At 69.2% G+C, this 24,870-nt stretch carries 25 protein-coding genes; 14 read left to right on the top strand and 11 right to left on the bottom strand.

What is annotated here, in order from left to right; all coding sequences use genetic code 11:
* Window positions 1-45 precede the first annotated feature (45 nt).
* From ACSQ4M_RS19020 to ACSQ4M_RS18990, 7 genes are all read left to right on the top strand, one after another.
* Window positions 46-546: a sigma-70 family RNA polymerase sigma factor gene (locus tag ACSQ4M_RS19020; RefSeq protein WP_436190986.1), complete on the top strand. Its 501-nt coding sequence runs from the start codon at window positions 46-48 to the stop codon at window positions 544-546.
* Complete coding sequence (locus tag ACSQ4M_RS19015) at window positions 539-1,498, top strand: FecR family protein (RefSeq protein ID WP_436190985.1); 960 nt, start codon at window positions 539-541, stop codon at window positions 1,496-1,498. Before ACSQ4M_RS19020 ends, ACSQ4M_RS19015 begins: the two co-directional genes overlap by 8 nt.
* Window positions 1,471-3,855, top strand: a complete 2,385-nt coding sequence (locus ACSQ4M_RS19010) for a TonB-dependent siderophore receptor (RefSeq protein ID WP_436190984.1) — start codon at window positions 1,471-1,473, stop codon at window positions 3,853-3,855. The genes ACSQ4M_RS19015 and ACSQ4M_RS19010 overlap by 28 nt, the downstream gene beginning before the upstream one ends.
* A 132-nt stretch (window positions 3,856-3,987) precedes the next feature.
* The gene (locus tag ACSQ4M_RS19005) at window positions 3,988-6,357 is read left to right on the top strand and encodes a TonB-dependent receptor (protein ID WP_436190983.1); all 2,370 of its coding nucleotides are present in this window, start codon (window positions 3,988-3,990) and stop codon (window positions 6,355-6,357) included.
* Window positions 6,358-6,416: 59 nt separating this feature from the next.
* Entirely contained in the window at window positions 6,417-7,097 is a 681-nt protein-coding gene (locus tag ACSQ4M_RS19000) for a Fe2+-dependent dioxygenase (RefSeq protein WP_436190982.1), read from the top strand.
* A 23-nt stretch (window positions 7,098-7,120) separates the two neighbouring features.
* A complete protein-coding gene (locus ACSQ4M_RS18995) occupies window positions 7,121-7,393 on the top strand; it encodes a PepSY domain-containing protein (RefSeq protein WP_436190981.1) in 273 nt (90 codons plus the stop codon).
* A gap of 22 nt (window positions 7,394-7,415) precedes the next feature.
* Window positions 7,416-7,922, top strand: a complete 507-nt coding sequence (locus ACSQ4M_RS18990; protein ID WP_436190980.1) for a cytochrome b/b6 domain-containing protein — start codon at window positions 7,416-7,418, stop codon at window positions 7,920-7,922.
* A 108-nt stretch (window positions 7,923-8,030) separates the two neighbouring features.
* Here ACSQ4M_RS18990 and ACSQ4M_RS18985 read toward each other — a convergent pair whose 3' ends face one another.
* From ACSQ4M_RS18985 to ACSQ4M_RS18950, 8 genes are all read right to left on the bottom strand, one after another.
* A complete protein-coding gene (locus ACSQ4M_RS18985) occupies window positions 8,031-9,026 on the bottom strand; it encodes an NAD(P)H-quinone oxidoreductase (protein ID WP_436190979.1) in 996 nt (331 codons plus the stop codon).
* Window positions 9,023-10,039, bottom strand: coding sequence for a transketolase family protein (locus ACSQ4M_RS18980; protein ID WP_436190978.1), 1,017 nt, complete (start codon window positions 10,037-10,039; stop codon window positions 9,023-9,025). The genes ACSQ4M_RS18985 and ACSQ4M_RS18980 overlap by 4 nt, the downstream gene beginning before the upstream one ends.
* Before the next feature lie 2 nt (window positions 10,040-10,041).
* Complete coding sequence (locus ACSQ4M_RS18975) at window positions 10,042-10,857, bottom strand: transketolase (RefSeq protein ID WP_436194044.1); 816 nt, start codon at window positions 10,855-10,857, stop codon at window positions 10,042-10,044.
* 157 nt (window positions 10,858-11,014) lie between these two features.
* Window positions 11,015-11,731: an ABC transporter ATP-binding protein gene (locus ACSQ4M_RS18970; protein ID WP_436190977.1), complete on the bottom strand. Its 717-nt coding sequence runs from the start codon at window positions 11,729-11,731 to the stop codon at window positions 11,015-11,017.
* Entirely contained in the window at window positions 11,712-12,461 is a 750-nt protein-coding gene (locus ACSQ4M_RS18965; protein ID WP_436190976.1) for an ABC transporter ATP-binding protein, read from the bottom strand. Before ACSQ4M_RS18965 ends, ACSQ4M_RS18970 begins: the two co-directional genes overlap by 20 nt.
* Entirely contained in the window at window positions 12,458-13,507 is a 1,050-nt protein-coding gene (locus tag ACSQ4M_RS18960) for a branched-chain amino acid ABC transporter permease (protein ID WP_436190975.1), read from the bottom strand. Before ACSQ4M_RS18960 ends, ACSQ4M_RS18965 begins: the two co-directional genes overlap by 4 nt.
* A gap of 24 nt (window positions 13,508-13,531) precedes the next feature.
* Window positions 13,532-14,419, bottom strand: a complete 888-nt coding sequence (locus ACSQ4M_RS18955; protein ID WP_436190974.1) for a branched-chain amino acid ABC transporter permease — start codon at window positions 14,417-14,419, stop codon at window positions 13,532-13,534.
* A 22-nt stretch (window positions 14,420-14,441) separates the two neighbouring features.
* Window positions 14,442-15,704, bottom strand: a complete 1,263-nt coding sequence (locus ACSQ4M_RS18950) for an ABC transporter substrate-binding protein (RefSeq protein WP_436190973.1) — start codon at window positions 15,702-15,704, stop codon at window positions 14,442-14,444.
* 195 nt (window positions 15,705-15,899) lie between these two features.
* On the opposite strand from ACSQ4M_RS18950, the gene ACSQ4M_RS18945 reads away from it, so the two are divergent.
* The 3 genes from ACSQ4M_RS18945 to ACSQ4M_RS18935 are packed head-to-tail and all read left to right on the top strand — an operon-like array spanning window position 15,900 to window position 18,593.
* Complete coding sequence (locus ACSQ4M_RS18945) at window positions 15,900-17,024, top strand: glycerol dehydrogenase (protein ID WP_436190972.1); 1,125 nt, start codon at window positions 15,900-15,902, stop codon at window positions 17,022-17,024.
* A gap of 17 nt (window positions 17,025-17,041) precedes the next feature.
* The gene (locus ACSQ4M_RS18940; RefSeq protein WP_436190971.1) at window positions 17,042-17,746 is read left to right on the top strand and encodes an SDR family NAD(P)-dependent oxidoreductase; all 705 of its coding nucleotides are present in this window, start codon (window positions 17,042-17,044) and stop codon (window positions 17,744-17,746) included.
* Window positions 17,747-17,762: 16 nt separating this feature from the next.
* On the top strand, window positions 17,763-18,593 hold the full coding sequence (locus ACSQ4M_RS18935) for a shikimate dehydrogenase family protein (protein WP_436190970.1): 831 nt from the start codon (window positions 17,763-17,765) through the stop codon (window positions 18,591-18,593).
* Between the two features lie 26 nt (window positions 18,594-18,619).
* Here ACSQ4M_RS18935 and ACSQ4M_RS18930 read toward each other — a convergent pair whose 3' ends face one another.
* Both ACSQ4M_RS18930 and ACSQ4M_RS18925 read right to left on the bottom strand, forming a co-directional pair.
* Window positions 18,620-19,324 (bottom strand): GntR family transcriptional regulator, encoded by a 705-nt coding sequence (locus ACSQ4M_RS18930; protein WP_436190969.1) that lies wholly within the window; start codon window positions 19,322-19,324, stop codon window positions 18,620-18,622.
* A 119-nt stretch (window positions 19,325-19,443) separates the two neighbouring features.
* Window positions 19,444-20,346 (bottom strand): LysR substrate-binding domain-containing protein, encoded by a 903-nt coding sequence (locus ACSQ4M_RS18925; protein ID WP_436190968.1) that lies wholly within the window; start codon window positions 20,344-20,346, stop codon window positions 19,444-19,446.
* Between the two features lie 115 nt (window positions 20,347-20,461).
* Between ACSQ4M_RS18925 and ACSQ4M_RS18920 the strand changes: the two genes are divergently transcribed.
* From ACSQ4M_RS18920 to ACSQ4M_RS18905, 4 genes are read left to right on the top strand one after another with little or no spacing between them, the layout of a single operon-like run.
* Window positions 20,462-21,664 carry an MFS transporter gene (locus tag ACSQ4M_RS18920; protein ID WP_436190967.1) on the top strand — a complete coding sequence of 401 codons (1,203 nt, stop codon included), beginning with the start codon at window positions 20,462-20,464 and terminating at the stop codon, window positions 21,662-21,664.
* A 41-nt stretch (window positions 21,665-21,705) separates the two neighbouring features.
* Entirely contained in the window at window positions 21,706-22,518 is an 813-nt protein-coding gene (gene dkgB, locus ACSQ4M_RS18915; protein WP_436190966.1) for a 2,5-didehydrogluconate reductase DkgB, read from the top strand.
* A 13-nt stretch (window positions 22,519-22,531) separates the two neighbouring features.
* The gene (locus tag ACSQ4M_RS18910; protein ID WP_436190965.1) at window positions 22,532-22,888 is read left to right on the top strand and encodes a MoaF-related domain-containing protein; all 357 of its coding nucleotides are present in this window, start codon (window positions 22,532-22,534) and stop codon (window positions 22,886-22,888) included.
* On the top strand, window positions 22,888-23,850 hold the full coding sequence (locus ACSQ4M_RS18905; RefSeq protein ID WP_436194043.1) for a TIGR03571 family LLM class oxidoreductase: 963 nt from the start codon (window positions 22,888-22,890) through the stop codon (window positions 23,848-23,850). Before ACSQ4M_RS18910 ends, ACSQ4M_RS18905 begins: the two co-directional genes overlap by 1 nt.
* A 78-nt stretch (window positions 23,851-23,928) precedes the next feature.
* Here the strand turns inward: ACSQ4M_RS18905 and ACSQ4M_RS18900 are convergent, their stop codons facing one another.
* Window positions 23,929-24,828, bottom strand: coding sequence for a LysR family transcriptional regulator (locus ACSQ4M_RS18900; RefSeq protein WP_436190964.1), 900 nt, complete (start codon window positions 24,826-24,828; stop codon window positions 23,929-23,931).
* Between the last annotated feature and the right edge of the window lie 42 nt (window positions 24,829-24,870).

Raw genomic sequence — 24,870 nt, 5'->3', positions numbered from 1 at the left:
CATAGAATCGAATGAGAAACGTTTTCAGTACTTTTCCGCCCTGCCATGCAGCCCACCCACCCAGAGTCCGTCGGCTCCCTGTACGCCGAGCACCGCAGCTGGCTGCAGACGCTGCTGCACCGCAAGCTGGGCTGCCCACACAAGGCCGAGGACTTCACGCACGACACCTTCCTCAAGGTGCTGCTGTCGCAGGCCTCGGCCGCGCTGCGCGAGCCGCGCGCCTTCCTGACCACGGTGGCGCACGGGCTGGTGGTCTCGCACTGGCGCCGGCTGGAGCTGGAGCGCGCCTACCTGGACGCGCTGGCCACGCAGGGCCAGGCCCTGGCTGGCTCGCCCGAGGAGCAGGCCCTGGCGCTGGAGGCGCTGCAACAGGTCGATGCGCTGCTGGCCGGCCTGTCGATGAAGGCGCGCCAGGCTTTCCTGATGGCGCGGCTGGATGGCCTGGGCTATGCCGAGATCGCGGCCGAACTGGGTGTCTCCGACCGCATGGTCAAGAAATACATGGCGCAGGCCATGCACAGCCTGCTGCTGAACCCGCATGCATGAGCAGGCGGCCGAGGCCGTGCTGCGCGAGGCGGCCCAATGGTTCGCAACCCTGCAGGACGGCGCGGGCGAGGCGGAACGCCAGCGCTGGCGCCAGTGGCTCGCGGCCGACCCGCGCCACGCGCAAGCCTGGGCCCGCGTCGAGACGCTGAGCCTCCGCTTCGACCACCTCGCGCCGCGGCTGGACCGCCGCGCCACGCGCAGCGCCTTCGGCCAGCTGGACCGCAGCAGGCGCCGCCACCTGAAGCTGCTGGGCGTGGCCGCCGGCGGCGGCCTGCTGGCCTTTGCCGGCCTGCGCGAGCAGGGCTGGCAGCGCTGGACGGCCGACCACGCCACGGCCGTGGGCGAACGCCGCGAAGCCCTGCTGCCCGACGGCAGCCGGCTCTGGCTCAACACCGACAGCATCGTGCGCCTGGCCTTCGACGGCCGGCAACGCCAGCTGCAACTGCTGCGCGGCGAGCTGCGCATCGACACGGCGGCCGACAGCGCGCAGCCGGCGCGGCCCTTCGAGGTCGCGCTCGACGCGGGCTGGCTGCGCCCCGAGGGCACGCGCTTCTCCGTGCGGCGCGAGGGCGGCGCCTGCCAGGTGACGGTGTTCGAAGGCGCGGTGCGCGTGCAGCCGCGCACGCAGGCGCAGGACCTGCTGCTGCCGGCCGGCCAGCAGCTGCGCTTCGACGCCCAGAGCGCCGGCACGGCCCAGGCCGCCCCACCCCATGGCGACGCCTGGACACGCGGCATGCTCGTGGCCGATGGCATGCGCCTGGTCGAGCTGGCGGCCGAACTCGCGCGCCACCGACGCGGCCACCTGGCCTGCGCGCCCGAGGTGGCCGGGCTGCGCGTGGTCGGCGCCTACCCGCTGGACCAGCCCGAACAGATCTGGCAGGCGCTGGAGCGCAGCCTGCCGGTGCGCGTGTTCCGGCCCATGCCATGGTTCGTGCGCATCGAAGCCGCCTGAGCGCCTGTGCCCTGCTGCTGGCCGTTGCATCGGCCTGGGCACAGCCCGCCGCCACCACGGTGCGCGACTGGCGCATTCCCGCCGGTCCGCTGGGCCGCGCGCTGGCCCAGCTCGCGGCCGAGGCCGGTGTGCTGTTCTCGGCGGATGCGCGCCTGCTGGACGCGCGCAGCACGCCCGGCGTGCAGGGCCGCTACGCGCTGCCGCAGGCCTTCGGCCAATTGCTGGAGGGCTCGGGCCTGGAGCTGGTGCAGGAAGGCCCGCATTACACGCTGCGCCAGGCCGCCGCCACACCGCCGCCACCCGCGGCCCGCCTCCCCGATGCCACCACCACGCCCACCGTGCTGCCCCAGGTGACGGTGCGCGCGCCCGCCTTCGTCGATGCGCCGGCCTACACCAGCACCGCCGCGCCGGCCCTCACGCGCAGCGCCACGCCGCTGCAGGAACTGCCGCAGTCGCTCACGGTGCTGACACAGGACTTCATCGCCGACCTGGCGGTGCAGAACATCGCCGAGCTGCTGCGCTACGTGCCCGGCGTCGGCGCGGCCCAGGGCGAAGGCAACCGCGACACGCCGGTGTTCCGCGGCCTCAGCACCACGGCCGCCTTCCTCGTCGACGGCCTGCGCGACGACATGCCCTACTACCGCGACCTCTACAACGTCGAGCGCGTGGAAGCCCTGCGCGGGCCCGACGCCATGCTGGTCGGCCACGGCGCGGTGGCCGGCCTCATCAACCGCGTGAGCAAGGCGCCCGACTGGAGCACGCGGCGCGAACTGGTGCTGGCCACCAGCGAGGACCGGCAACGCCGCGTGACGCTGGACGCATCGCAGGCCCACAGCCCCGACCTGGCCTCGCGCCTGAACCTGCTCTACGAGGAATCGGCCGGCTGGCGCGACGGCTTCCAGCTGCGCCGCCTGGGCGTGAACCCGGTCGTGCGCTGGCGCCTGCCCGGCCAGGCTCGGCTGACCCTGGGCTACGAGCATTTCCAGGACCGGCGCACGGACGACCGCGGCATCCCGTCCTGGAACGGCCGGCCGCTCGCCACCGACCGCGCCACCTTCTTCGGCAACCCCGACGACAGCTTCACCTGGGTGCGCCTGAACGCGCTGAACGCGCAGTTCGAGGCCGACCTCGGCGATGGCCTGCGCCTGCAGAGCCGCCTGCGCCATGCCGACTACGACAAGTTCTTCCAGAACGTGTTCGCCGGCAGCGTGCGCGAGAACGCGGGCCGGCGCGAGGTCGCCCTGCTGGCCCACAACAGCCGCACGCGGCGCCAGAACACCGCCAGCCAGACCGATCTGGCCTGGTCCTGGATGCAGGGCGCCGTGCAGCACCAGTTGCTGGCCGGCATCGAGCTGTCGCGCCAGGCCGGCGACAACTGGCGCGAGACCGGTTTCTTCGCCGACGGCAGCACCACGCTCTACCTGCCGGTGGCGCAACCCACGTCCTGGGTGCCGCTGACCTGGCGCAGCCGGCCGGGCGACCCCAACAGCCGCAGCGAGGCGCGCCAGTTCGCGCTGTACCTGCAGGACAGGATCCGCTTCACCCCCCAGTGGCAGGCCACGCTGGGCCTGCGGCACGACAGCCTCTCGGTGCGCATGCAGGACATCGCCCAGAACCGCGCGCCGTCCAGCCAGGACCAGCTGTGGTCGCCGCGCGCCGCCCTGCTCTGGCAGCCGCAGGAAGCGCTCTCGCTGTACCTGGGCAGCAGCGTGGGCTACGCGCCACGCGCGGGCGAGCAGCTCATCGGGCTGAACCCGGGCAACCAGGCCCTGCGCCCCGAGCAGTTCGTCAACCACGAACTCGGTGCCAAATGGCGCCCCAGCCCCGGCCTGCAAGCCAGCGCCGTGCTCTACCAGCTGGACCGCCGCAACGCGAGCGTGACGGACCAGGCCACCAACACCCAGACCCTGATCGACGGCCAGCGCACGCGCGGCCTGGAGCTGGGCCTGTCGGGCAATTGGCGGCCCGGCTGGCAGGTGATGGGCGCCTATGCCTGGCAGGACAGCCGCGTGCGCGCCACGCAGTCGCCGGCCGCGCCGGCGGGCGCGGTCATGCCGCACGTGCCGCGCCACAGCCTCTCGCTGTGGAACCGCGTGGCGCTGCACCCGCAATGGGCCCTGGGCCTGGGCGCCAGCCTGCGCGGCATGGTCTTCGCCAGCACCGACAACAGCGTGCGCCTGCCCGGCTACGCGCGCGTGGACGCCGCGCTGTACTACACGCCCGCGCCCGGCCTGCGCGTGCAGGCCAACGTCGAGAACCTGCTGGACCGGCGCTACCACGCGTTCGCGCACAGCAACAACAACATCATGCCGGGCGCGCCGCGCACGCTGCGGCTGGCGTTGAGCACGGCGTTCTGAGCTTCCCCCGCTCCGCGCTGCTGCAGCAGCACGGCGGCCGGATGGATTTTTTTTCGGTGTGCGGTTCCCTTTTGCGCAAGCCGTGCGGCAGGCAGGAGAGCCCCGTTCATTCAACGCCAACAGGAAGACACCATGCGCCGAAACACCAAGATCCCGAAAAGCCTGCGCGGCGCCGCCCGCACCGCTGCGCCCGCCATGGCGCTGGGCATGACCACCGCGATGCTGCTGCCGCTCGGCGCGCTGGCCCAGACCACGACCACCACCAGCGGCGGCACGCTGAACGAGGTCAAGGTGCAGGCCACCAAGATCGACCCGAATCCCAATGCCGAGGTCGGCGCGCCCTACAAGGCCAAGACCTCGGCCGACACGCGCCACACGCGTCCACTGGCCGAGACGCCGCAGACCATCTCGGTCATCACCAAGAACGCCATCGACGATGCCGGCGTGACCGACCTCAAGCAGATCCTGGCGGCGCAGCCGGGGATCACGCTGGGCACCGGCGAGAACGGCAATGCCTTCGGCGACCGCTACATCATCCGTGGCCAGGAAGCGCGCAGCGACGTGTTCGTCGACGGCCTGCGCGATCCCGGCATGACCACGCGCGAGAGCTTCGCGATCGAGCAGATCGAGATCACCAAGGGTCCGAACTCCAGCTTCGCGGGCCGCGGCAGTGCCGGTGGTGCCATCAACGCCATCACCAAGCAGGCGACGCTGGACTACGACTTCGCGCGCGCATCGGTCGGCCTGGGCACGGACAAGCACCGCCGCCTGACGCTGGACGCCAACAAGGGCTTCACCGACCAGTTCGCCCTGCGCGTCAATGCGCTGGTTGGCAGCGAGGGCGTGCCCGACCGCTCGCCCTCCAAGCGCGAACGCAACGGCCTGGCCCTGTCCGGCCTGTGGGAAGCCAGCGCCGACCTGTCGGTCACGCTGGACTATTACGGCCTGCGCGCCAAGGACAAGTACCCTGACCTGGGCAGCTACCTGACCGGTACCCTGCCCAACCGCTGGCCTGCCACCGGCGTGCCCGTCTACGCCCAGTCGCAGGACTTCCTGAACTCCGACGTGGACACGCTGACGGCCCGCATCAAGTGGAAGCCGGCCGCCAACATGACCGTGAACAGCCTGACGCGCTACGGCGAGTCCAGCAACGGCTACGTGGTGACGGGTGCCAATGCGGCCACGCGCTACACCTCTCCCGCCGCCACCACGGGCTACAGCACGGCGTCGCTGAGCACGCACAACGGCTGGCAGGAGGTGAAGTACTTCGCGCACCAGACCAACCTGCGCTGGGACACCCAGATCGCCGGCACCAAGAACGAGTTCATCTTCGGACTGGAGTACACCGACCACAAGGTCAAGCGTGGCAGCTACACCAGCACCAACACCGGTGCCACGAACTGCATCGCGCGCGCGATCACCCAGGCGGGCGTGGTGACCAACACCCCCGCCTACTGCATGTTCGACGCTGGCGGCAACATCGTCGCCGACTTGAACAACCTGCTGGGCCGCAACATCGCCAAGGGCAACTGGGGCAGCGACTGGCAGGTCAAGAGCTTCGCGCTGAGCGCCATGGACACGGTGGATCTGACCGACAAATGGACCGTGTTCGGCGGCGTGCGCGCCGACTACACCGACCTCAGCCTGCTTACACGCACCCCTGCCACCGGCGTGCAGACTGGCGACTACGGCTACAACAAGACGCTGTTCAACGGCCACCTGGGCGTGACCTACAAGGTCAACCCCATGGGCATCGTCTACGCGGCCTACGGCACGGCGCAGGACATCAACGGCGGCGAGTCCGACACGGGCACCAGCGCCGGCTATGGCGGTCTGGTTGTCGACCTGAACGGCCGCACCGACGGCGCCAAGCCCGAGACCTCGCAGAACTTCGAACTCGGCACCAAGTGGAACCTGCTGGACGACAAGCTGCTGTTCACGGCCGCCGTCTTCCGCACGACCAAGAAGGACGTGATGGAAGCCGCGCCCGCAGGCACCGGCTACGACTCCGCCGGAATGTTCAACACCGGCAAGAACCGCGTGCAGGGCATCGAGTTCGGCCTGTCGGGCAACGTGACGGAAAAATTCCAGGTCCAGGCTGGCCTGGCCATCATGAAGTCCAAGGTGCTGCAGTCGGTCGCCGCTGCCAACATCGGTCACCCGCTGTCCAACTTCGCCAACCGCTCGGTCACCGTGCAGGGCAAGTACCAGCTGACGCCCGACCTGTCGGTCGGCGCCATCGCGCGTTACGAGAGCAACCGCTGCGGCGGCCAGCCCGACACCGGCGCCGGCTACACCAACGGCGTGTGCTCGCAGCCCGTGCCCTCGTTCACGGTGTACGACCTGTTTGCCAGCTACCGCGTGAACAAGCACGTCGACGTGCGCCTGAACGTGCTGAACGCCTTCGACAAGGACTACTACACGGCGGTCTACCGCTCGGGCGCCTTCCTGTACAAGGGCGACGCCCGCGCCGCCCGCGTGACGCTGAACTACGAGTTCTGATCCGCGCCGATGGAACAATGCCGGGCCCGCCCGGCATTGTTCCGTTGGAGAACCCATCCATGCTTCTCGCCATCGACCAGGTCCTCGCGCCTGACGAAGTCCGCCAGTTCCGCGCCCACCTGGACCGTGCCGACTGGCAGGACGGCGCCGCCACCGCCGGCAGCGCAGCGCGCCAGGTCAAGCACAACCAGCAGATCGGCGCGCAGGACGCCATCGGCCAGCAACTGGGCGAACACCTGCTGCGGCGCCTGTCCGAGACGCCGCAATTCGTCTCGGCCGCCCTGCCCAAGCGCATCTACCCGCCCAGATTCAACCGCTACACGGGCGGCGGCCAATACGGCGCGCACGTGGACGCGGCCATCCTGCAGCTGCCGGGCGGCCAGAGCCTGCGCAGCGACCTGTCGGCCACGCTGTTCCTGGCCGAGCCCGAAGAGTACGAAGGCGGCGAGCTCGAGATCGAAGACGCTTACGGCGTGCAGGCCGTCAAGCTGGCTGCAGGCGACATGGTGCTCTACCCCGCCACCAGCCTGCACCGCGTGACGCCGGTCACGGCCGGCGCGCGCGTGGCGTCCTTCTTCTGGGTCGAAAGCCTGGTCGAGGACGAGCGTTCCCGCACCCAGCTCTACGACCTGGACCAGACCATCCAGGAGCTGAGCGCCACGCTGACCGCCCAGGACCCGCGCGTGCTCAAGCTCATGGGCATCTACCACAACCTGGTGCGGCGCTGGGCCGTCACCTGATCACCGTTTCCAAGGAGCCCTCCATGACCACCCTCTTCACCCGCGCCCTGCCCCTGGCACTGGCCCTGGTGGCCGGCAACGCCCTGGCCCACGGCAACGTGACCTGCACCAAATACCCCAAGGCCGAGTGGCGCCCGCACACCGAGTTGCAGGAAAAACTCGTCAAGGACGGCTGGACCGTGCGCCGCATGGAGAAGACCGACACCTGCTACGAGGTCTACGGCAAGGACCCGCAGGGCAAGCGCGTCGAGGCCTTCTTCGACCCCAAGACCTTCGAGCGTGTCGAAGAAAAGTGAGCTGAGGATCTGGGACCGCCCGGTGCGCCTCCTGCACTGGGCCCTGGCCGTGTGCGTCACCACGGCCTGGTGGACCGGCGGGCGCACCGACGGCTGGCACGAGAACCTCGGCTACACCGTGGCCGCCATCGTCGCGCTGCGGCTGGCCTGGGGCCTGGGCTCCAGCCGCCATGCCCGCTTCGCCGAGTTCGTGCGCGGGCCGCGCACCACCTGGGCCTATGCCTTGAGCGTATGGCGCGGCCAGGCGCCGCGCCACCTCGGCCACAACCCGCTCGGCGGCTGGATGGTGCTGGCGCTGCTGGGCAGCTGCGCCGCGCTGTGCCTGTCGGGCTGGCTCTACACCACGGACTGGCTGTGGGGCTACGGCTGGCTCTACTGGACGCACTTCGTGCTGGGCTGGCTGATGGTCGGCCTGGTCGTGCTGCACCTGGCCGGCGTGGTGTTCACCAGCTGGCAGCACCGCGAGAACCTCGTGCGGGCGATGGTCACGGGACGCAAGGCCGCGCCCGGCGAACACGACATCGCCTGAGCGGCCGCACGGGCGGTCGAACGTCCGACCGTCCCGCGCTCGGTTTCCCGAACGCCGAGCGCGGCATACCCCGCATCGCCCTCCCTTCAAAACAAGCACGCGCAGGCATCACCCTGCGGGCCTCACCTCCAGCAGGATCTTGCCGCTGTGCTGGCTGCTCTCCATGAGTGCGTGGGCACGCCAGGCCTCGGCCAGCGGCACGACCGTGTGCACCAGCGGCAGGCACTGGCCGCGCGCCAGCAGGGGCCAGAAGGCGTCCACCAGCCCGGCGATCAACTCGGCCTTCTTCTGCGCCGTGCGCGCCCGCAGGGTCGAGCCCGTCCATACCAGGCGCTTGAGCATCACCGGCGCCAGGTCGATCTGCATCTGGCTGCCCTGCAGGAACGAGATCTGCACCAGCGTGCCCTCCAGCGCCAGCGCGCGCAGGTTCTTCTCGACATAGGCGCCGCCCACCATGTCGAGCACCACGTCCACCCCGCGCCCATCGGTCGCCTCGCGCACGGCCTGCTCGAAGTCCTGCGTGCGGTAGTTGATGGCCACGGCCGCACCATGGGCGCGGCAGATCGCCAGCTTGTCGTCGCTGCCGGCCGTGGCGAACACCGTGGCGCCGCGCTGCGCGCTGAGCTGCGTGGCGGTGATGCCGATGCCGCTGCTGGCACCGTGCACCAGCACCGTCTTGCCCGCGCGCACGATGCCCTGCGCGAACAGGTTGGCCCAGACGGTGACGTAGTTCTCCGGCAGGGCCGCCGCCTGCGCCAGGCTGAGGCCGGCGGGCACCGGCATCGCGTGGCGCGCGTCCACCAGGCAGTATTCGGCATAGCCGCCGCCGTGCGTCAGCGCGCACACGGTGTCGCCGACACGCCAGCGCGTGACCGCGCGGCCCACGGCGTGCACCGTGCCCGAGATCTCCAGGCCCAGGTAGGGGTTGGCATCGGGCGGCGGGTTGTACAGGCCCATGCGCTGCAGCACGTCCGGGCGGTTCACGCCGGCGTAGGCCACCTGCACCAGGATCTCGTCGTCGCCCGGCACCGGGATCGGTGCGTCGCGCAGCACCAGCGTGCGCGCGTCGCCACCCGGCGTGTGCTGGACCAGGTGCATCGTCATGCCGCCACCTCCGCCGCTGCACGGCCCAGCGCCTTGCGGGCCACGGCCGCCACGCCCTCGCCGTCGAGCTGGTAGTGCGCGTACAGATGGGTGGGTGGCGCGATCAGGCTGTACTCGTCGTAGATGCCGTGCCGCAGCAGCTTGACGCCGCAGCCTTCGTCGGCCAGCACCTCGGCCACGGCCGCGCCCAGGCCGCCGAGCACGTTGTGCTCCTCCACCGTCATCAGCCGTTTGGAGCGCGCTGCCGCGCGCAGCACGGCCTCGCGGTCCAGCGGCTTGATGGTCGCCATGTCGATCACGCCGACCGAGAGCCCTTCGGCCCGCAGGCGCTCGGCCGCCTGCAGCGATCCGTGCACGGCCAGCCCGCAGGCGATCAGCGTGAGGTCGTCGCCCTCCGCATGCACGATGGCCTTGCCGATCTCGAAAGGCGCGCCCTTGGCGTAGACCTCGGGCTCGCGGCCGCGGCCGATGCGGAAGTAGATCGGCTGCTTCCAGTCGACCGACGCCTTGATGGCGGCCGCCAGTTGCGGGCCGTCGGCCGGCGAGATCACCGTCAGCCCGGCAATCGAGCGCATGGTGCCGATGTCCTCCGTCGCATGGTGCGAGGTGCCGTAGAAGCCCAGCGAGATGCCGGTGTGGTGGCCGATCAGCCGCACCGGCAACTGGCTGTAGGCCACGTCCATGCGGATCTGCTCGCAGCACAGCAGACCGAGGAACGAGGCGAAGGTCGCCACGAACGGCATGACACCCGTGGTCGCCAGGCCGGCCGCGGCCGTCACCATGTTCTGCTCGGAAATGCCGAACTGCACGTAGCGCTCCGGGTAGGCCTGGGCGAACTTGTTCAACCCGTTGGAGTACTGCAGGTCGGCCGAACCGGCCACCACCGGATGGCCGGCCTGCGCCAGTTCGATCAGCGCGTCGGACAGGTAGTTCAGGCCGGGCGTGATGGCGTTCAGCGCCCGGTACTGCCAGGACTCGGCGCTCAGCGGCGCATTGCGCAGGGGTGCGTTCATGTTCAGATCTCCTTGCTCATGATTTCTTCGGCGGCGCGGCGCGCGTCCTCGGGCGCCAGGTAGCCCAGGTGCCAGCCCGGCTCGGTCTCCATGTACGAGACGCCCTTGCCCTTGACGGTGCGCGCGATCACGCAGGCCGGCTGGGTGCGCGCGGTGTCGGCCTTCAGGCTGCGCAGCAGCGCCGTCAGCGCGTGCAGGTCGTGGCCGTCGACCTCGTGCACCTGCCAGCCGAAGGCGCGCCACTTGTCGGCCAGCGATTCGATGCCCACCACGTCGTCCACCTTGCCGTCGAGCTGGTAGCCGTTGCGGTCGACGATGCAGACCAGGCGCGACAGGCGCTGGTGCGCCGCGAACAGCGCGGCCTCCCAGACCTGGCCTTCCTGCATCTCGCCGTCGCCCACCATCACGAAGACGTTGAAGTCCTGGCCCGCCATGCGCCCGCCCAGCGCCATGCCGCAGCCGCCCGACAGCGCATGGCCGATGGAGCCGGAGCTGAAGTCGATGCCCGGCACCTTGGTCATGTCCGGGTGGTCGCCCAGCGGGCTGCCCAGCCGGGTGTAGCTGTTCAGTTCGTCCTGGCTGATGTAGCCGAACTCCGCGAGGATGGGGAACTGCCCCACGGCCGCGTGGCCCTTGCCCATCAGGAAGCGGTCGCGCTGCGGCCAGCGCGGCTCGCCCTTGCGCAGCGCCATCACGTCGTAGTAGAGACTGGCGAAGATCTCGGCGCAGGAGAACACCGAGGAGTAGTGGCCGACCTTGGCGATCTCGATCAGCCGCAGCGTCTCCAGGCGCACGAAGCGCGCCTTGTCGCGCAGCAGGCGCAGTTGCTCGGGCGTCGGCGCGAAGGCGGCGACGGCGGGTGCCAATGGCACGTTCAGTTGAGACATGGAAGTTCCTCTCGGGTCAGGTGGTCTTTTTTCATATATCGTGTATCTTTCTTTCAGGCACACCACCGCATGCGGTGGTGCGCCGGTGCTAGAGGCCCAGATAGCTGGCGCGCAGCCTGGGGTTGTGCAGCAGCTCGCTGCCACTGCCGTGCATGGCGATGGCGCCGTTCTCCAGCACATAGCCCTGGTCGGCCATGTTCAGCACCATCTGCACGTTCTGCTCGATCACCAGCACCGCCAGGTTGCGCGTGCGGATCTTGCGGATGCCTTCGAACAGCCGGTCCACCATGATGGGCGCCAGGCCCAGCGAGGGCTCGTCCAGCGCCAGCACGCGCGGCAAGGCCATCAGCGCGCGGCCCACGGCCACCATCTGCTGCTGGCCGCCCGACATGGTGCCGGCGACCTGCAGGCGCCGCTCGTCCAGGATCGGGAACAGCGCGAACACCTCGTCCAGCGTCTGCTGCCGGCGCGCCCGCGCCTTGGGTGTGGAGGCGCCGACCATCAGGTTCTCCAGCACCGTCATCTCGGGGAACAGCTGCTTGCCCTCGGGCGACTGCACGAAGCCGTACTCCACCGTGCGGTGCGGCCGCTGGCCGAACAGCGACTGCCCGTCCAGCACGATGCTGCCGCGCGTGGCCCGCACCAAACCGGAGACGGTGCGCAGGAAGGTGGTCTTGCCGGCCCCGTTGGCACCGATCAGCGCGGTGATGGTGCCGGGTGCCAGCGCCATGTCGATGCCGCGCAGCACCTGCTGCTCGCCATAGCCGGACCACAGGTCGCGGACTTCAAACAGCGGTGCCGGCATAGCCTTCTCCAAAGTAGGCGGCGAGCACGCGCGGGTCCTGTACCACGCTGCGCGGTTCGCCATTCGCGATCAGGCTGCCCTGGTCCATCACGATGACGCGGTCGGACAGGCCCATGATCACCTTCATCACATGCTCGACGATCAACACCGAGATGCCGCGGTCGCGCACCTTGCGCACCAGCGCCACCATCTCGGCCGCCTCCGCCGGCGTGGCGCCGGCCACCACCTCGTCCATCAGCAGCAGCCGCGGCTGCGTGGCCAGCGCCCGGCCCAGTTCCAGCTTGCGCTTGTCGAAGGCCGTGAGGTCGTTGGCATCGGTGTCGACGCGCGACGCCAGGCCCAGGAAGTCCAGCAGCTCGCGCGCCAGTTCGCGCGCCTTGGCCGTGGCGTCCAGCCGCGCGAAGGCGCCGACCATGATGTTCTCCAGCGCGCTCAGACCGCCGAACGGCCGCGAGAGCTGGAAGGTGCGCGCGATGCCGGCGCGGCAGATGCTGCTGGGCGCCAGGCCCGCCACGTCGCGACCCTCGAACAGCACGCGCCCGCCATCGGCCTGCAGGAAGCCGGCGATCAGGTTGAAGGCCGTGGTCTTGCCCGCGCCGTTGGGGCCGAGCAGGCCCAGGATCTCGCCCTGGCGCAGCTCGAACGACACCTCGTTCACGGCGGTCAGGCCGCCGAAGCGCTTGGTGATGCCCTCCACGCGCAGCAGCGCGGGGCCCTGTGTCTGCGTCATCGCGGCACCTCCCCGGAGGCGGTCCACGCGGCCGGCGCGGGCTGGCGCGGCGCCTGCAGCCGGCGCCGGAACCAGCGGTCCAGCGGCGCGATCAGGCCCTTGGGAAAGTACAGCACCGCCGCGATCAGGATCAGGCCGTAGAGCACCAGGTGCAGGCCCAGGAACTGGCCGCCGAAATGTGCACGCGAGAGCTCGGCGATCGGGTGCAGCACCAGCGCGCCCAGCAGCGGCCCGACCACCGTGCCCTGCCCGCCCACGATGGCCATCAGCGCCACGTCGATCGAGAACTCCAGCCCCATGTTGCGCTCCGGGTTGATGTAGCGGAAGAACTGCGCGTAGAAGGCGCCGCCCAGTCCCGTCATGAAGGCGCTGATGGCCAGCGCCACCAGCGAGCTGCGCGTGGGGTTCACGCCCAGCGCCTCGGCGCCGTTCTGGTCGCCGCGGATGGCCTTGAGGTAGTAGCCCAGCCGCGAGCGCTCCAGCACCACAGTGGCCAGCAGCGCCAACGCCAGCAAGCCCAGCGCGATGTAGTAGTACGGCAGCTTGCCGTCGAACTGGTAGACCGCTGCGCCAAGCGGGCTGGGCGGCACCACCAGGCCCTGCGCGCCCTTGAGCGGGATGCCCAGGAAATCGTCGGTGTTCTCGAACCAGATGCGCACGATCTCCGCGAAGGCGATGGTCGTCAGCGTGAAGTACGGGCCCTTGAGCTTGAAGGTCGGGTAGCCGATGGCCAGCGACAGCACGGCCGCGAGCGCACCGCCGGCCAGCATGCCCAGCCAGGGCGACAGCCCGGTCAGCGTGAACAGCAGCACCGTCACGTAGCCGGCCAGGCCGGCAAACACGGCGTGGCCCAGCGAGAGCTGGCCCACGTAGCCGCAGACGAAATTCCAGGCCGTGGCCATGTACGCGAAGTACAGCACCATGGTCAGCGAGTGCAGCGTGTAGGAATCGCTGACCACCAGCGGCAGCACGGCGCCGAGCAGCAGCAGCGGAACACCGAGCAGCAACGTGGACGGCGAATGGGAGAAGTGCAGAAGGGATGGCATGGCAAGCTTTGCGTCATGCGACCTTCAGCGCCGGCTGCCCATCAGGCCATTGGGCCTGAACAGCAGCACGACGATGAAGATCAGGAAAGAGAACATCGCCGCCGAAGTCGCGGTCACGAACTGCGACATGAACGACTCGAACACGCCCAGCAGCAGCCCGCCGACGATGGAGCCCGGAATGGAGCCGATGCCGCCCAGCACCACCACCAGGAAGGACTTGACGCCGAACATCAGCCCCACCGTCGGCGTGATCGACAGGAACGGCACCAACAGCGCACCGAACAGGCCCAGCACCGCCGCGCCCAGGCCGAAGGTCTGGCTGTAGACGCGGTAGACGTTCACGCCGCTCATGGCTGCCGCGTCTCGGTTCTGCGCCGTGGCGCGGATCTGGCGGCCCACGTCGGTGTGCTTGAGGCCCCACCACAGCGCCGCGGCGACCAGCAGTGCGGCGGCGAAGCCGACGAAGCGCGGCACGCTGACCGGCAGGCCGGCCATGTCGAAGGTGCCGCTGGCGAACTCCACCGTGACCGAGCGCACGTCCGGGCCATAGCCCATCAGCACCAGGTTGTCCATGACCAGGTAGACGCCAGTGGTCAGCAGCAGCGCGCCCAGCGGCTCGACCACCAGCGTGGACTCGCGCCGGAACAGCGGCGTGATGACGGCGCTCTGCGTGAAGTAGCCCAGCCCGTACAGCAGCGGCATGGTGACCAGCGCCGTCAGGTAGGGGTGCACGCCGAAGGCCGACCACAGCGTGTAGCTGGCGTACATCGCCACCATCAGGAACGAGCCGTGCGCGAAGTTGATCACGCGCAGCACGCCGAAGATCAGGCTCAGCCCCAGGGCGATGCCGCCGTAGATGCAGCCCTGCAGCACGCCGTTGACCAGCGCGTAGAAGAAGATGAGGGGGTCCATGGCGCGGTGCCCGTGACCTGCCTCAGCGCTGGGCCCAATCGGGCAGCGGCCACACCGGCCTGGTGCCGGCAACGCGGTTCTCCGCCGGCCACACGGTGCGGCGCTGGCCGCCCTGGTTCTGCGTGATCACGCCATGCGCGTCCACGTTCTGCCCCTTGGCGTCGAAGCTGACGCGGGCATAGCCGGTGATCAGTGCGGTGCCGCTGCGGATGTCGGTCGCGGCCAGTGCCTCGCGCAGCTTCTCGCGCTCGCTGGACGCGGCGCGCTCGAACACGTCCTTCAGGATGTAGACGTTGGAGACGCCCTGCGCGCCGTAGGCGTTGAGCGGGTAGCCCATGCGCTGCTGGAACTTCTTGTCCGCGTCCAGCGATGCCGGGTCCTTGGTGGCCTGCATGATGTCGACCTGGAAGTCGTCCTGCACGAACAGGTACTCCACCGCGCGTTGCGGCACCGCCTTGTAGAACGAGGGGTCTTCCGAGCCGCCACCCACCGAATGGATGCCATAGGGCACGTTGAGCCGGGCATCGGCGAACTGGCGGCTGAACAGGATGTGGTCGGGCGTGTAGGCGACCAGCACCAGTGCCTCGGGCTTGGACGCGCGCACCTTCAGCAGCTGCGCCGAGAAGTCGGACTGGTTGGGCGGGTAGGACTCGTCCATCACCACCTTGTAGCCACGCTCCTGCGCCAGCTTCTTGACGGCCGCGCTGTGCGAGCGGCCCCAGTCCGTGCCCTCGTAGAACAGGCCGATGTTCTGCGGTTTCTTGCCGCTCTCCCTGGCCAGCAGGTCGATCGCGTCCATCTGCTCGCGGGCGTCGTAGAGGGCCATGTTGTTGGGCCGGAACACGTACTTGAAGCCGCGCTCGGTGATCTCGTCCTTCACCGAGCCGGTCACCAGCCAGGGCGTCTTGTAGCGCTCGGCCACTTCGGTCGCCGGGAAAGTGACGGCGCTGTTGTAGGCCCCGACCATCACCGACACCTGCTCACGCGTGATCAACCGCTCGGTCTCGGCCACGCCCACATCGGGCTTGGACTGGCTGTCGGCGAACACCGGCACCAGCCTGGCGCCGCCCAGCGCCCGGATGCCGCCGGCCGCGTTGATCTGTTCGATGGCGATCTCGGCACCCACCTTGGTCTGGTTGCCGATGGTGGCGGCACCGCCAGACAGCGGCAGCACGAAGCCCACCTTCACCTCGCGCGGCTGCTGTGCCTGGGCACCGGCACTGCCGAACAGGCACAAGGCCAGGCCCGCGGCGAGTTGCCGGCGGCGGGAAATGGTTGCGGTCATGGAATGTCTCCGGATGAGGAACTGGGTTCTGGCGGATCTCCGCCGGACCTGCGGGCCAGCGGCGTTTCATCGAGGACCGGCCCTTGACATACGGGGTTGCGGTCGCTTCGAGTTGGCGTATGATATATCCTGTATCGTATAGCAAACTTCGGGTTTGCCCTAGTTCCACCAGACTCGGCACTGCAAGGAGACGACATGCAAGACAACACGGGCGCGGCGCGGCCGCGCATCTTCGGCGCACCGCTGCGCTACATCCAGGGGCCCGGCGCCCTGGCCCAGGTCGGCGCGCTGGCGCGGCTCAGCGGCCGGCGCGCGCTGCTGGTGTCCGACCCCTTCGTGCTCGACCTGGTCGGTGCACGCGTCGTCGCGTCCTGCGCCGCCGCAGGCGTGGCGTGCACGCTGCTGCCCTTCGCCGGCGAGACCACCCCGGCCGAGCTGCGCCGGCTGGTGGCCAGCGTGGGCGAGCAGCAGCCCGCGCTGGTCATCGCAGCGGGCGGCGGCAAGGGCATCGACATCGGCAAGGCGCTGGCCAAGGCCCTGGGCGCAGCCGTCATCACGCTGCCGACCGCCGCCTCCAACGACGCGCCGACCAGCAAGATCTTCGTTCTCTACGACGAGGACCACCGCCTGCTGTCGGTCGAGCACATGGACCACAACCCGGCCGCCGTGGTGGTGGACACGGCGCTGATCGCCCAGGCACCGGCGCGCTTGCTGCTGGCCGGCATCGGCGACGCGCTGTCCAAGAAGTTCGAGGTCGCGAACTGCGCCGCCGCCGGTGGCGCCAACGTGTTCGGCGGCACCGGCACGCACACGGCGCTGGCGCTGGCCGAGCTCAGCTACACGCTGCTGCGCACGCACGCGCTGCCGGCCATGCAGGCGGTGCAGCGTGGCGAGCCGGACGCGCATGTCGAATCACTGGTCGAGGCCACCGTGCTGCTGAGCGGCCTGTGCTTCGAGAACGGCGGCCTGTCGATCGCGCATGCGCTCACGCGCGGGCTGTCGGCGCTGCCCGGTGCGGCGCAGGCCCTGCACGGGCTGCAGGTGGCCTATGGGCTGCTGGTGCAACTGACGCTGGAGGATGGCCGGGCGGAGCTATTGCAGGACCTGCGGCAGTTCTACGCGCAGCTCGGCCTGCCCCGCAACCTGCGCGAACTGGGCGTGACGGTGCCGCCGACCGACGCGCTGCTGCAGGCGGCCGCCACGGCGACCGCGGCCGCGCCGCACACGCGCAATTTCCCCCGGCCCCTCTCTGCCGACGACATCGCCCGCGCGATGCGGCAGGTCGAGCAGGTGGCCGTCTCTTCGTTTTCCCAACCCTGATTTTCTGGAGACATCCCATGCATGAAGAACGCAAAGTCGCCGTCGTCACCGGCGGCGGCACCGGCATCGGCCTGGCCTGCGCGCAGGAACTGCTCGCCCACGGCTGGCGCGTGGTCTGCACCGGCCTGGAGGCGCAGCAGGCCTGGCCGGACGGGCTGGAGTTCCACCGCCTCGACGTCAGCGACGGCGCCCAGGTCCAGGCGCTGTTCGACCGCTTGCCGCGGCTGGACGGCCTGGTCAACGCGGCCGGCATCATCCTGCACGACCTGCAGGAGTTCACGCCCGAGGGCTTCGACCGCGTGGTCGGCATCAACCTGAACGCCGTCAACGGCGTGACGCTGGCGGCTCGCCCGGCCCTCACGGCCGCACGCGGCGCGGTGGTCAACGTGGCCTCGATGTGGAGCCAGTTCGGCTCGCCGCGCAATCCGGCCTATTCGGCCAGCAAGGGCGCCATCAACTCCCTCACGCGCTCACACGCCGTGGCCTTCGCACCGGATGGCGTGCGGGTCAACGCGGTGGCGCCGGGCTGGGTGGACACGCGGCTGGCCTCCGGCGCCATCCACAATCCCGAGCGCGCGGCCGCCATCCTGGCGCGCATTCCCATCGGCCGTTGGGGTCAGCCGCAGGACATCGCACGCGTCGTGCGCTTCCTGTTCTCGGCCGATGCGGCCTATGTCACCGGTGTGGTGCTGCCGGTCGATGGCGGCTTCGGCATCGCCTGAACACGACACTGTGCCCATGGACAACAACACCACGCAGACCGACCAGCCCACCGTCCGCGTCGACGGCCACACGCGGCTGGTACCGCTGCTCGCCTACCCCAGCGCGCACGTGCGCACGCCGGCCTTCTTCAACCGCCACTGCGTGGAGCACGGCATCGCGGCCGTCATGCTGCCGTGGAAGCTCGCGCCCGACGGCCTCGCCGCCGCCATGCAGGCGGTGCGCCAGATCGACAACATCTCCGGCCTGGTCGTCACCATTCCGCACAAGCAGGAGATGGCGCGCTACTGCGATGTTCTGGAGGGCACGGCCGCGCGCATCCAGGTCTGCAACGTGGTGCGCAAGGCGCGGGATGGCCGGCTCGTGGGCCGCATGCTGGACGGCCTGGGCTTCGTGCAGGGGCTGCGGGACCAAGGCATCGATCCCGCCGGTCGCCACGTGCTGCTGGCCGGCGCCGGTGGTGCGGCAACGGCCGTGGCCTTCGAGCTGCTGGCCAGCGGCGCCACGGCGCTGGGCATCGTGAACCGCTCCGTCGACAAGGCCGAAGAGCTGGTCGGCTTGCTGCGCGCGGCGTTTCCCGCCGTGCGCTACACGGTCGCGCCACGTGAGCTGCAAGGCTATGACCTCGCGGTCAACGCCACCGCGCTGGGCATGCACGCGGGCGATGCCCTGCCCTTCGACCCGGACCGGCTGGACAGCGGCGCCACCGTGGCCGAGGTGGTGATGCAGCCCGACACCACGGCCCTGCTGCAGCGCGCCGCAGCACGGGGACTGCGCATCCACAAGGGCGTGCACATGGTCACGGCCCAGGTCCGGCTGCTGGTGGAGTTCACCACCGCGCCGGACTGAATGCGCGCACGCACCGGCTCGCCGGCTCAGGCCGGCTCGACTTCGTTCGCGTAGATGTGCTCGACCGAGCGGCCGTTCATCCACTCGGTCAGCACGCGCTCGCCCCAGGCGATGTCGTCGCGGATGGCGCGTTCGGCCAGTTCCGCGTCCTGCGTGCGCAGGCCTTGCAGCACGCGGAAATGCGGGTGCTTGTCGTTGAAGATGTTGCGCTTGGGCACCTGGGTGTGGAAGGTGTTCAGCAGCGGGCCCATGCGCACCCACATCGACTCCACCGTCGCGAACAGGTTGGGCAGCCTGGCCACGGCCATCAGCCCGAAATGGAAGTCACGGTTGCGCCGGGCAGCATCGCGCGGATTGGTGGCCGAGGCCTTGATGAACTGGTCCTGGATCTTTTCCAGCTGGTCGATCTGCTTGGGCGTGGCGGTGCGCGCCGCCTGCGCGGCCGCAGCGCCCTCCAGCAACCGGCGCATGAGTTGGATCTCGCGCACCGTGTCCAGCTCGATCTGCGGGACGATGATGGAGGTGGCGGCGGTGATCTCCAACGCCTTCTCGCTGGCCAGCCGGAAGATGGCTTCACGCACCGGCGTGATGCTGGTGCCCAGCACCTCGGCGAGCACGGCGATGCGCAAACGCTCCCCTGGTGGGTATTGCCCGTTCATCAGGGCGTTGCGGATCTCGACGTAGACCCGCTCGGAAAGATTCTGTTTTTCGACTCGACCCAGCTCAGCCATGGCGGCTCCGTACTTGGCGCATGATATATCTTGTTTATACACGCCAACACCGGCTGCGGGTGCCCCGTCGGCGACAAACGCGTCGTCGCTCCGCGCTCCACGGCTTCAACGCCCGATCCTCATCGCTCGGCGGCCAGGCCGTTCATCCGCGCCGCGAAGAAGTCCAGGAAGCTCGCAATGCGGGCCGACAGTTGCGTGTTGCGGTAGTACACCGCGTTGATCGGCTGGTGGGCCTCCACGGTCTCGCGTCGAAGCACCTGCACCAGGCGGCCGTCTGCCAGGTCAGCGGCGGTCATGAAATCGGAAAGGCATGCAATGCCGACGCCCTGCAGGGCCAGGCTGCGCAAGGTCTCACCGCTCGACGCCGCAATCGTCGGCACCGTGGGCCATTCGTCGCCGTGCACGCTGCGCAGTGGCCAGCGGTTCAGCGACTCCGGCTGCGTGAATCCGAGCAGCGTGTGCGCCTGCAGCGCCGCCACGTTCGTCGGCCTGCCGTGCTCTGCCAGGTAGGCGGGGCTTGCCAGCACGCGCAGGCGACTGGTGCCCAGAGGCCGCGCGTGCAGCGTGGAGTCGCGCAGCGGACCGATGCGGATGGCGATGTCGGTGCGCCGCTCCAGCAGGTCGATGTTGAGCTCGTCGGTGTCGAGCTCCAGTTCGATCTGCGGATAGGCGCGGCGGAACTCCGGTATCCATGGGAGTACCGCATGCAGCATGAACGGTGTGGCCGCATTGATGCGAAGCCGACCCGATGGCTGGCCGCGGCGTGCCGCCATCTGCTCTTCCGCCTCGTCGATGGACGCGAGGATCGCACGCGTGCGTGCCAGGAAGACCTGGCCCTCTTCCGTGATCTCGATGCGCCGCGTCGTGCGCTGCAGCAAGGTGGTGTCGAGCTTCTTCTCCAGCCTGCTCAGTGCGCGGCTGACCCCCGAGACGGTCTGGCCCAGCCGCTCCGCCGCCGCGGTGATGGAGCCTGTTTCCACGACCGCGGCAAAGGCCTGGAGTTCTTCGAGAGTCGTCTTCATGCGCGCCGTCCAGGCCGGTTGATTGTTGATTTAAAATCAAGGGTATTCTGAGTCGAACAGGGTTTTTCTGCAAAGGCTGCCGGACGACACTTCCTTCCCTACAAGGAGTGTTCCCATGCCCATTGCCCTGCTCGCGCTGACGCTCAGCGCCTTCGCCATCGGCACGACCGAGTTCGTGATCGTCGGCCTGCTCCCCACCGTCGCCGCGGACCTCGGCATCGGCCTGCCTTCGGCCGGCCTGCTGGTGAGCCTCTACGCGCTGGGCGTCGCCATCGGCGCGCCGGTACTCACCGCCTTGACCGGCAAGCTGCCGCGCAAGGCGCTGCTGCTGGGCCTGATGGCGCTGTTCACGGCCGGCAACCTGCTGGCCTGGCAGGCACCCAGCTACGCATCGCTGGTGGCCGCGCGCATCCTGACCGGGCTCGCCCATGGCGTGTTCTTCTCGATCGGCTCGACCATCGCCACCGGCCTGGTGCCCAAGGAGAAAGCCGCCAGCGCCATCGCGATCATGTTCACCGGCCTCACCGTGGCGCTGGTCACCGGCGTGCCGCTGGGCACCTTCATCGGCCAGCATTTCGGCTGGCGCGAGACCTTCCTCGCGGTCTCGGTGCTGGGTGTCGTCGCCTTCATCGGCAGCTGGCTGTTCGTGCCGAAGAACATCCGCCACACGCCGCCGGCCTCGCTGGCGCAGCAGGCCAGGGTGCTGGCCGAGCCGCGGCTGCTGCTGGTGTATGCCAAGACGGCCATCGGCTACGGCGGCAGCTTCATTCCGTTCACCTTCCTCGCACCGATCCTGACCGAGATGTCGGGCTTCAGCGCCGGTGCCGTGGGCTGGGTGATGCTGGTGTACGGCGTCTCGGTGGCCGTGGGCAACATCTGGGGCGGCAGGCTGGCCGACCGCCTGGGGCCCATTGCCGCGCTGCGCATCGTCTTCGCGCTGCTCGCCGCGGTGCTGTTCATGCTGACCTTCACGGCGCCGCACAAGTGGCTGGCGCTGGCCACCGTGCTGCTGTGGGGCGCGGTCGCCTTCGGCAACGTGCCGGGCCTGCAGGTCTACGTCGTCAAGCAGGCCGAGCGCTTCACGCCGCAGGCGGTGGACGTGGCCTCCGGCCTGAACATCGCGGCCTTCAACCTCGGCATCGCCGGTGCGGCCTGGGCCGGCGGCTTGATCGTCACGCACCTGGGCCTGATGCACACGCCCTGGATCGGCGCGCTGGTGGTGCTGGTGTCGCTGGCACTGACGCATTGGAGCGGCGTGCTCGACCAGCGCAGCGGCATCCCCGCGCGCAGCAGCGGGCCGGTTCCGGTCGGCCATTGACCCCAGATCAGATTGAACCTTCATCTTCACCAAGGAAACCCATGAACACGAACACCATTCCCGCTTTCGGCCTCGGCACCTTCCGCCTGAAGGGGCAGACCGCCATCGACTCGGTCCGCAACGGTCTGGACGTCGGCTACCGGCTCATCGACACGGCGCAGATCTACGAGAACGAAGCCGCGGTCGGCCAGGCCATTGCCGAGAGCGGCGTGGCGCGCGAGGACCTCTTCATCACGACCAAGATCTGGACCGACAACCTGGCCCAGGGCAAGCTGGTCGCGAGCCTGAAGGACAGCCTCGTGAAGCTGCGCACCGACCAGGTGGACCTGACCCTGATCCACTGGCCTTCGCCGGGCGGCGCGGTGCCGGTGGCAGAGTTCATGGGCGCGCTGGCCGAGGCGAAGGCGCAGGGGCTGACGCGGCTGATCGGCGTGTCAAATTTCAACATCGCGCTGCTGCAGCAGGCCATCGCGGCGGTCGGCGCAAGCGCGATCGCGACGAACCAGGTCGAGCTGAGCCCGTACCTGCAGAACCGCCGGCTGGCGGCGTTCGCGGAGAGCCAGGGCATCGCCGTCACCTCGTACATGACGCTGGCCTATGGCAAGGTGTTGGCCGATCCGGTGATCGGGGCCATTGCCGCCGCCCACGGCGCCACACCGGCACAGGTCGCGCTGGCCTGGGCGCTGCAGCTCGGCTATGCGGTGATCCCCTCGTCGACGCAGCGCGCGAACCTGCAGAGCAACCTGAAGGCGCAGCAGTTGCGATTGACGGATGCCGAGATGGCGCAGATCGCCGCGCTGGACCGCGGCGAGCGGCTCGCCAACCCCGAGGGCCTCGCGCCCGCGTGGGACTGAGAGGAGCCGCATCATGCGCAGCACACGACAGAAATCGGCTGGTGAGCGCGCCTGCTTCATCGGCCGCAGTTTCGAGATCGACTACGGCGCCGCCATGACGGTCCTGAACGTCTACGCCGATGACGGTGAGACGATGCGCTACGAAGTCACCGCCGGCCCCTACAAGGGCGCGTCGGCCCAAGTGCGCTACGAGTTCGAAGAGATCGGGCCCGGCCTCTACGCTCTGTCGTGGCAGGAGGCCGACCAGGGGACCGTGGTCCACATCGACGACTTCACAGCAGGCCGCTCCCGATCCTTCTACACCACGGCCCGGCACGGCTTCGTGCGCATGGCCGGAATCCTGCGCGAAATCTCTTCAACTGCCCGATGATGACGAGCGCCTCCCTCCGTTCCCTCGTCGCAGGCAACGGCCTGAGCATCGGCCTCGAACTGCCGCTCGACAACGACTGGTCGCCCGTCGGCGACACCACTCGCCGCGCTGCGGGTCGGCCGCAAGGTGTTCCTGATCTGACCCAGCACGCCACACTCGCGCGCTTGGCCGACCGGCTCGGCTTCCGCGCGCTGTGGGCACGCGACGTGCCGCTCTACGACCCGGCCTTCGGCGATGCCGCGCAGGTGTTCGAGGTGTTCAGCTACCTCGGCTATCTCGCCGGGGTGACCGAGCGAATCCTGCTCGGCACCGCCGCTGTGGTGCTCCCGCTACGCGAACCGGTACTGACATTGAAGTCGGCCGCGACTGTTGATCACCTCAGCAACGGCCGACTCGTATTGGGTGTCGCCAGCGGCGATCGGCCAGTCGAGTACCCGATCTTTGGTCGCGACTTCACGACACGCGGAGACGTATTTCGGGAACAGGTGGCAATGCTGCGCGACTGGGGCCAGACGCACTTGCCCGCGGGCATTGAACTTCTGCCTCGACCGCAGCAGCCGGTGCCACTGTTGGTGGCTGGGCTCGCACAGCAAAGCCCGGATTGGATCGGAGCGCAGATGGATGGCTGCCTGGCCTACCCCGGCACGCCGCCCGACCATGCGCGCCGCGCGGCGCAATGGCGGGCGGTAGCCGGGCCGGACAAGCCTTACATGAGCTTCATCCACCTGGACCTGTCCGAAGACGCACACGCCCCGCTCGAGCGCCACCGCTTCGGCGGCCGCATGGGGCGCCACGCGCTGGTCGCCGAACTCGAAGCGCTGCGCGAAGTCGGTGTGCAGCACGTTGGGCTGCACCTGCGGCGCAACCAACGCCCGTTGGCGGAGACCCTTGAGGAGGTGGCGGCGTTCGTGCTGCCGGCCTTCCATTCGGAGAAGCCAAGGATGCAGGTCTTACCTGCTTGAGTTCGGCGGCAGCAACCGAGCTCGAAGTGCTGCCCGATCAAGGATCGAAACAACCATCGCCAAGGTCTCGCGTTCGCTCTAAGTATTCTCGACCAGCGAATCGATCAGCGCCCGCAATGCAGACGACAGCCGCCGGTGTGGCGCATAGATCACCGAAAACGGCCGTGAACGTCCCCGCGCCTGCTTCAGGATCTCGACCGCTCGCCCCTGCGCTATGAGGTCTTGCGCGATGAAATCGTAGGTCTGGCAGATGCCAAGACCGCTCTGAGCGAGCGTGACCACGCCCAGCACATCGTCCGACACCTGCAGGCCACCATGCGGTATCCAGTCGATGTCGCGTCCGCCTTCGCGCAGGATCCATGGCGACACGCGTCCGGTGCTGGGCATCACGAACGGCAGGCATTTGTGCCGCGCCAGTTCACTGAGGCTAGCGGGTGCCCCCTCACGGGTGATGTAGCTCGGCGCAGCGATCAAGCACATTGCAGCATCTTCGAGTTTGCGCGCGACCAGCCCGCTGTCGGGCAGGCTTCCCAATCTGATCGCCAGGTCATAGCCCTCCGCCACGAGATCCACATTCCGGTTGGTGATGTTCAGCTCAACACGCACCTGCGGGTGCTGCTCGGAGAAACGCTGCATCAGCGCCGGCAACCGGTGATGGGCATAGGTGGTGGGCACGCTCAAGCGCACGCTACCCGTCACCTCGTCGCCTTGCCCTTGTATCGCGCGCTCGGCATCGTCGATGAGAGCAAAGGCCGCGCGTGACTGCTCCAGGTAGAGCCGCCCCTGCTCGGTGAGGCTCAACCGCCGGGTCGTGCGCCGCAGCAGTTGCACGCCCAACCGGGCTTCGAGCCGCGTGATCGCCCGACTGAGCACCGAGGGCGTGGTCGCCAGCGCCACGGCGGCCGTCGTCATCGACCCCTTCTCGACCACGGTGACGAAGGTCTCCACGTCGCCGAGGTGATCGAATCTGCGGCTCATTTGGTCCTTTGGAGAATGAATGTTTTCCTTTCTGGCCAGTTT

It is taken from the genome of Pseudorhodoferax sp. LjRoot39, assembly GCF_964253035.1.
Classification (GTDB): domain Bacteria; phylum Pseudomonadota; class Gammaproteobacteria; order Burkholderiales; family Burkholderiaceae_C; genus Pseudorhodoferax.
The sequence above is the reverse complement of the archived record's forward strand: the minus strand, read 5'-3'. Positions and strand labels throughout refer to the sequence as shown.

Coding starts and splice junctions, on each gene's coding strand:
- ACSQ4M_RS19015 (WP_436190985.1), top strand. CDS start 539: ATGCATGAGCAGGCGGCCGAGGCCGTGCTGCGCGAGGCGGCCCAATGG.
- ACSQ4M_RS18980 (WP_436190978.1), bottom strand. CDS start 10,039: ATGAACGCACCCCTGCGCAATGCGCCGCTGAGCGCCGAGTCCTGGCAG.
- ACSQ4M_RS18950 (WP_436190973.1), bottom strand. CDS start 15,704: ATGACCGCAACCATTTCCCGCCGCCGGCAACTCGCCGCGGGCCTGGCC.
- ACSQ4M_RS18910 (WP_436190965.1), top strand. CDS start 22,532: ATGCGCAGCACACGACAGAAATCGGCTGGTGAGCGCGCCTGCTTCATC.
- ACSQ4M_RS18935 (WP_436190970.1), top strand. CDS start 17,763: ATGGACAACAACACCACGCAGACCGACCAGCCCACCGTCCGCGTCGAC.
- ACSQ4M_RS18900 (WP_436190964.1), bottom strand. CDS start 24,828: ATGAGCCGCAGATTCGATCACCTCGGCGACGTGGAGACCTTCGTCACC.
- ACSQ4M_RS19010 (WP_436190984.1), top strand. CDS start 1,471: ATGGTTCGTGCGCATCGAAGCCGCCTGAGCGCCTGTGCCCTGCTGCTG.
- ACSQ4M_RS18920 (WP_436190967.1), top strand. CDS start 20,462: ATGCCCATTGCCCTGCTCGCGCTGACGCTCAGCGCCTTCGCCATCGGC.
- ACSQ4M_RS19000 (WP_436190982.1), top strand. CDS start 6,417: ATGCTTCTCGCCATCGACCAGGTCCTCGCGCCTGACGAAGTCCGCCAG.
- ACSQ4M_RS18940 (WP_436190971.1), top strand. CDS start 17,042: ATGCATGAAGAACGCAAAGTCGCCGTCGTCACCGGCGGCGGCACCGGC.
- ACSQ4M_RS18970 (WP_436190977.1), bottom strand. CDS start 11,731: ATGCCGGCACCGCTGTTTGAAGTCCGCGACCTGTGGTCCGGCTATGGC.
- ACSQ4M_RS18995 (WP_436190981.1), top strand. CDS start 7,121: ATGACCACCCTCTTCACCCGCGCCCTGCCCCTGGCACTGGCCCTGGTG.
- ACSQ4M_RS18965 (WP_436190976.1), bottom strand. CDS start 12,461: ATGACGCAGACACAGGGCCCCGCGCTGCTGCGCGTGGAGGGCATCACC.
- ACSQ4M_RS18955 (WP_436190974.1), bottom strand. CDS start 14,419: ATGGACCCCCTCATCTTCTTCTACGCGCTGGTCAACGGCGTGCTGCAG.
- ACSQ4M_RS18960 (WP_436190975.1), bottom strand. CDS start 13,507: ATGCCATCCCTTCTGCACTTCTCCCATTCGCCGTCCACGTTGCTGCTC.
- ACSQ4M_RS19020 (WP_436190986.1), top strand. CDS start 46: ATGCAGCCCACCCACCCAGAGTCCGTCGGCTCCCTGTACGCCGAGCAC.
- ACSQ4M_RS18985 (WP_436190979.1), bottom strand. CDS start 9,026: ATGACGATGCACCTGGTCCAGCACACGCCGGGTGGCGACGCGCGCACG.
- ACSQ4M_RS18930 (WP_436190969.1), bottom strand. CDS start 19,324: ATGGCTGAGCTGGGTCGAGTCGAAAAACAGAATCTTTCCGAGCGGGTC.
- ACSQ4M_RS18945 (WP_436190972.1), top strand. CDS start 15,900: ATGCAAGACAACACGGGCGCGGCGCGGCCGCGCATCTTCGGCGCACCG.
- ACSQ4M_RS18905 (WP_436194043.1), top strand. CDS start 22,888: ATGACGAGCGCCTCCCTCCGTTCCCTCGTCGCAGGCAACGGCCTGAGC.
- ACSQ4M_RS19005 (WP_436190983.1), top strand. CDS start 3,988: ATGCGCCGAAACACCAAGATCCCGAAAAGCCTGCGCGGCGCCGCCCGC.
- dkgB (WP_436190966.1), top strand. CDS start 21,706: ATGAACACGAACACCATTCCCGCTTTCGGCCTCGGCACCTTCCGCCTG.
- ACSQ4M_RS18925 (WP_436190968.1), bottom strand. CDS start 20,346: ATGAAGACGACTCTCGAAGAACTCCAGGCCTTTGCCGCGGTCGTGGAA.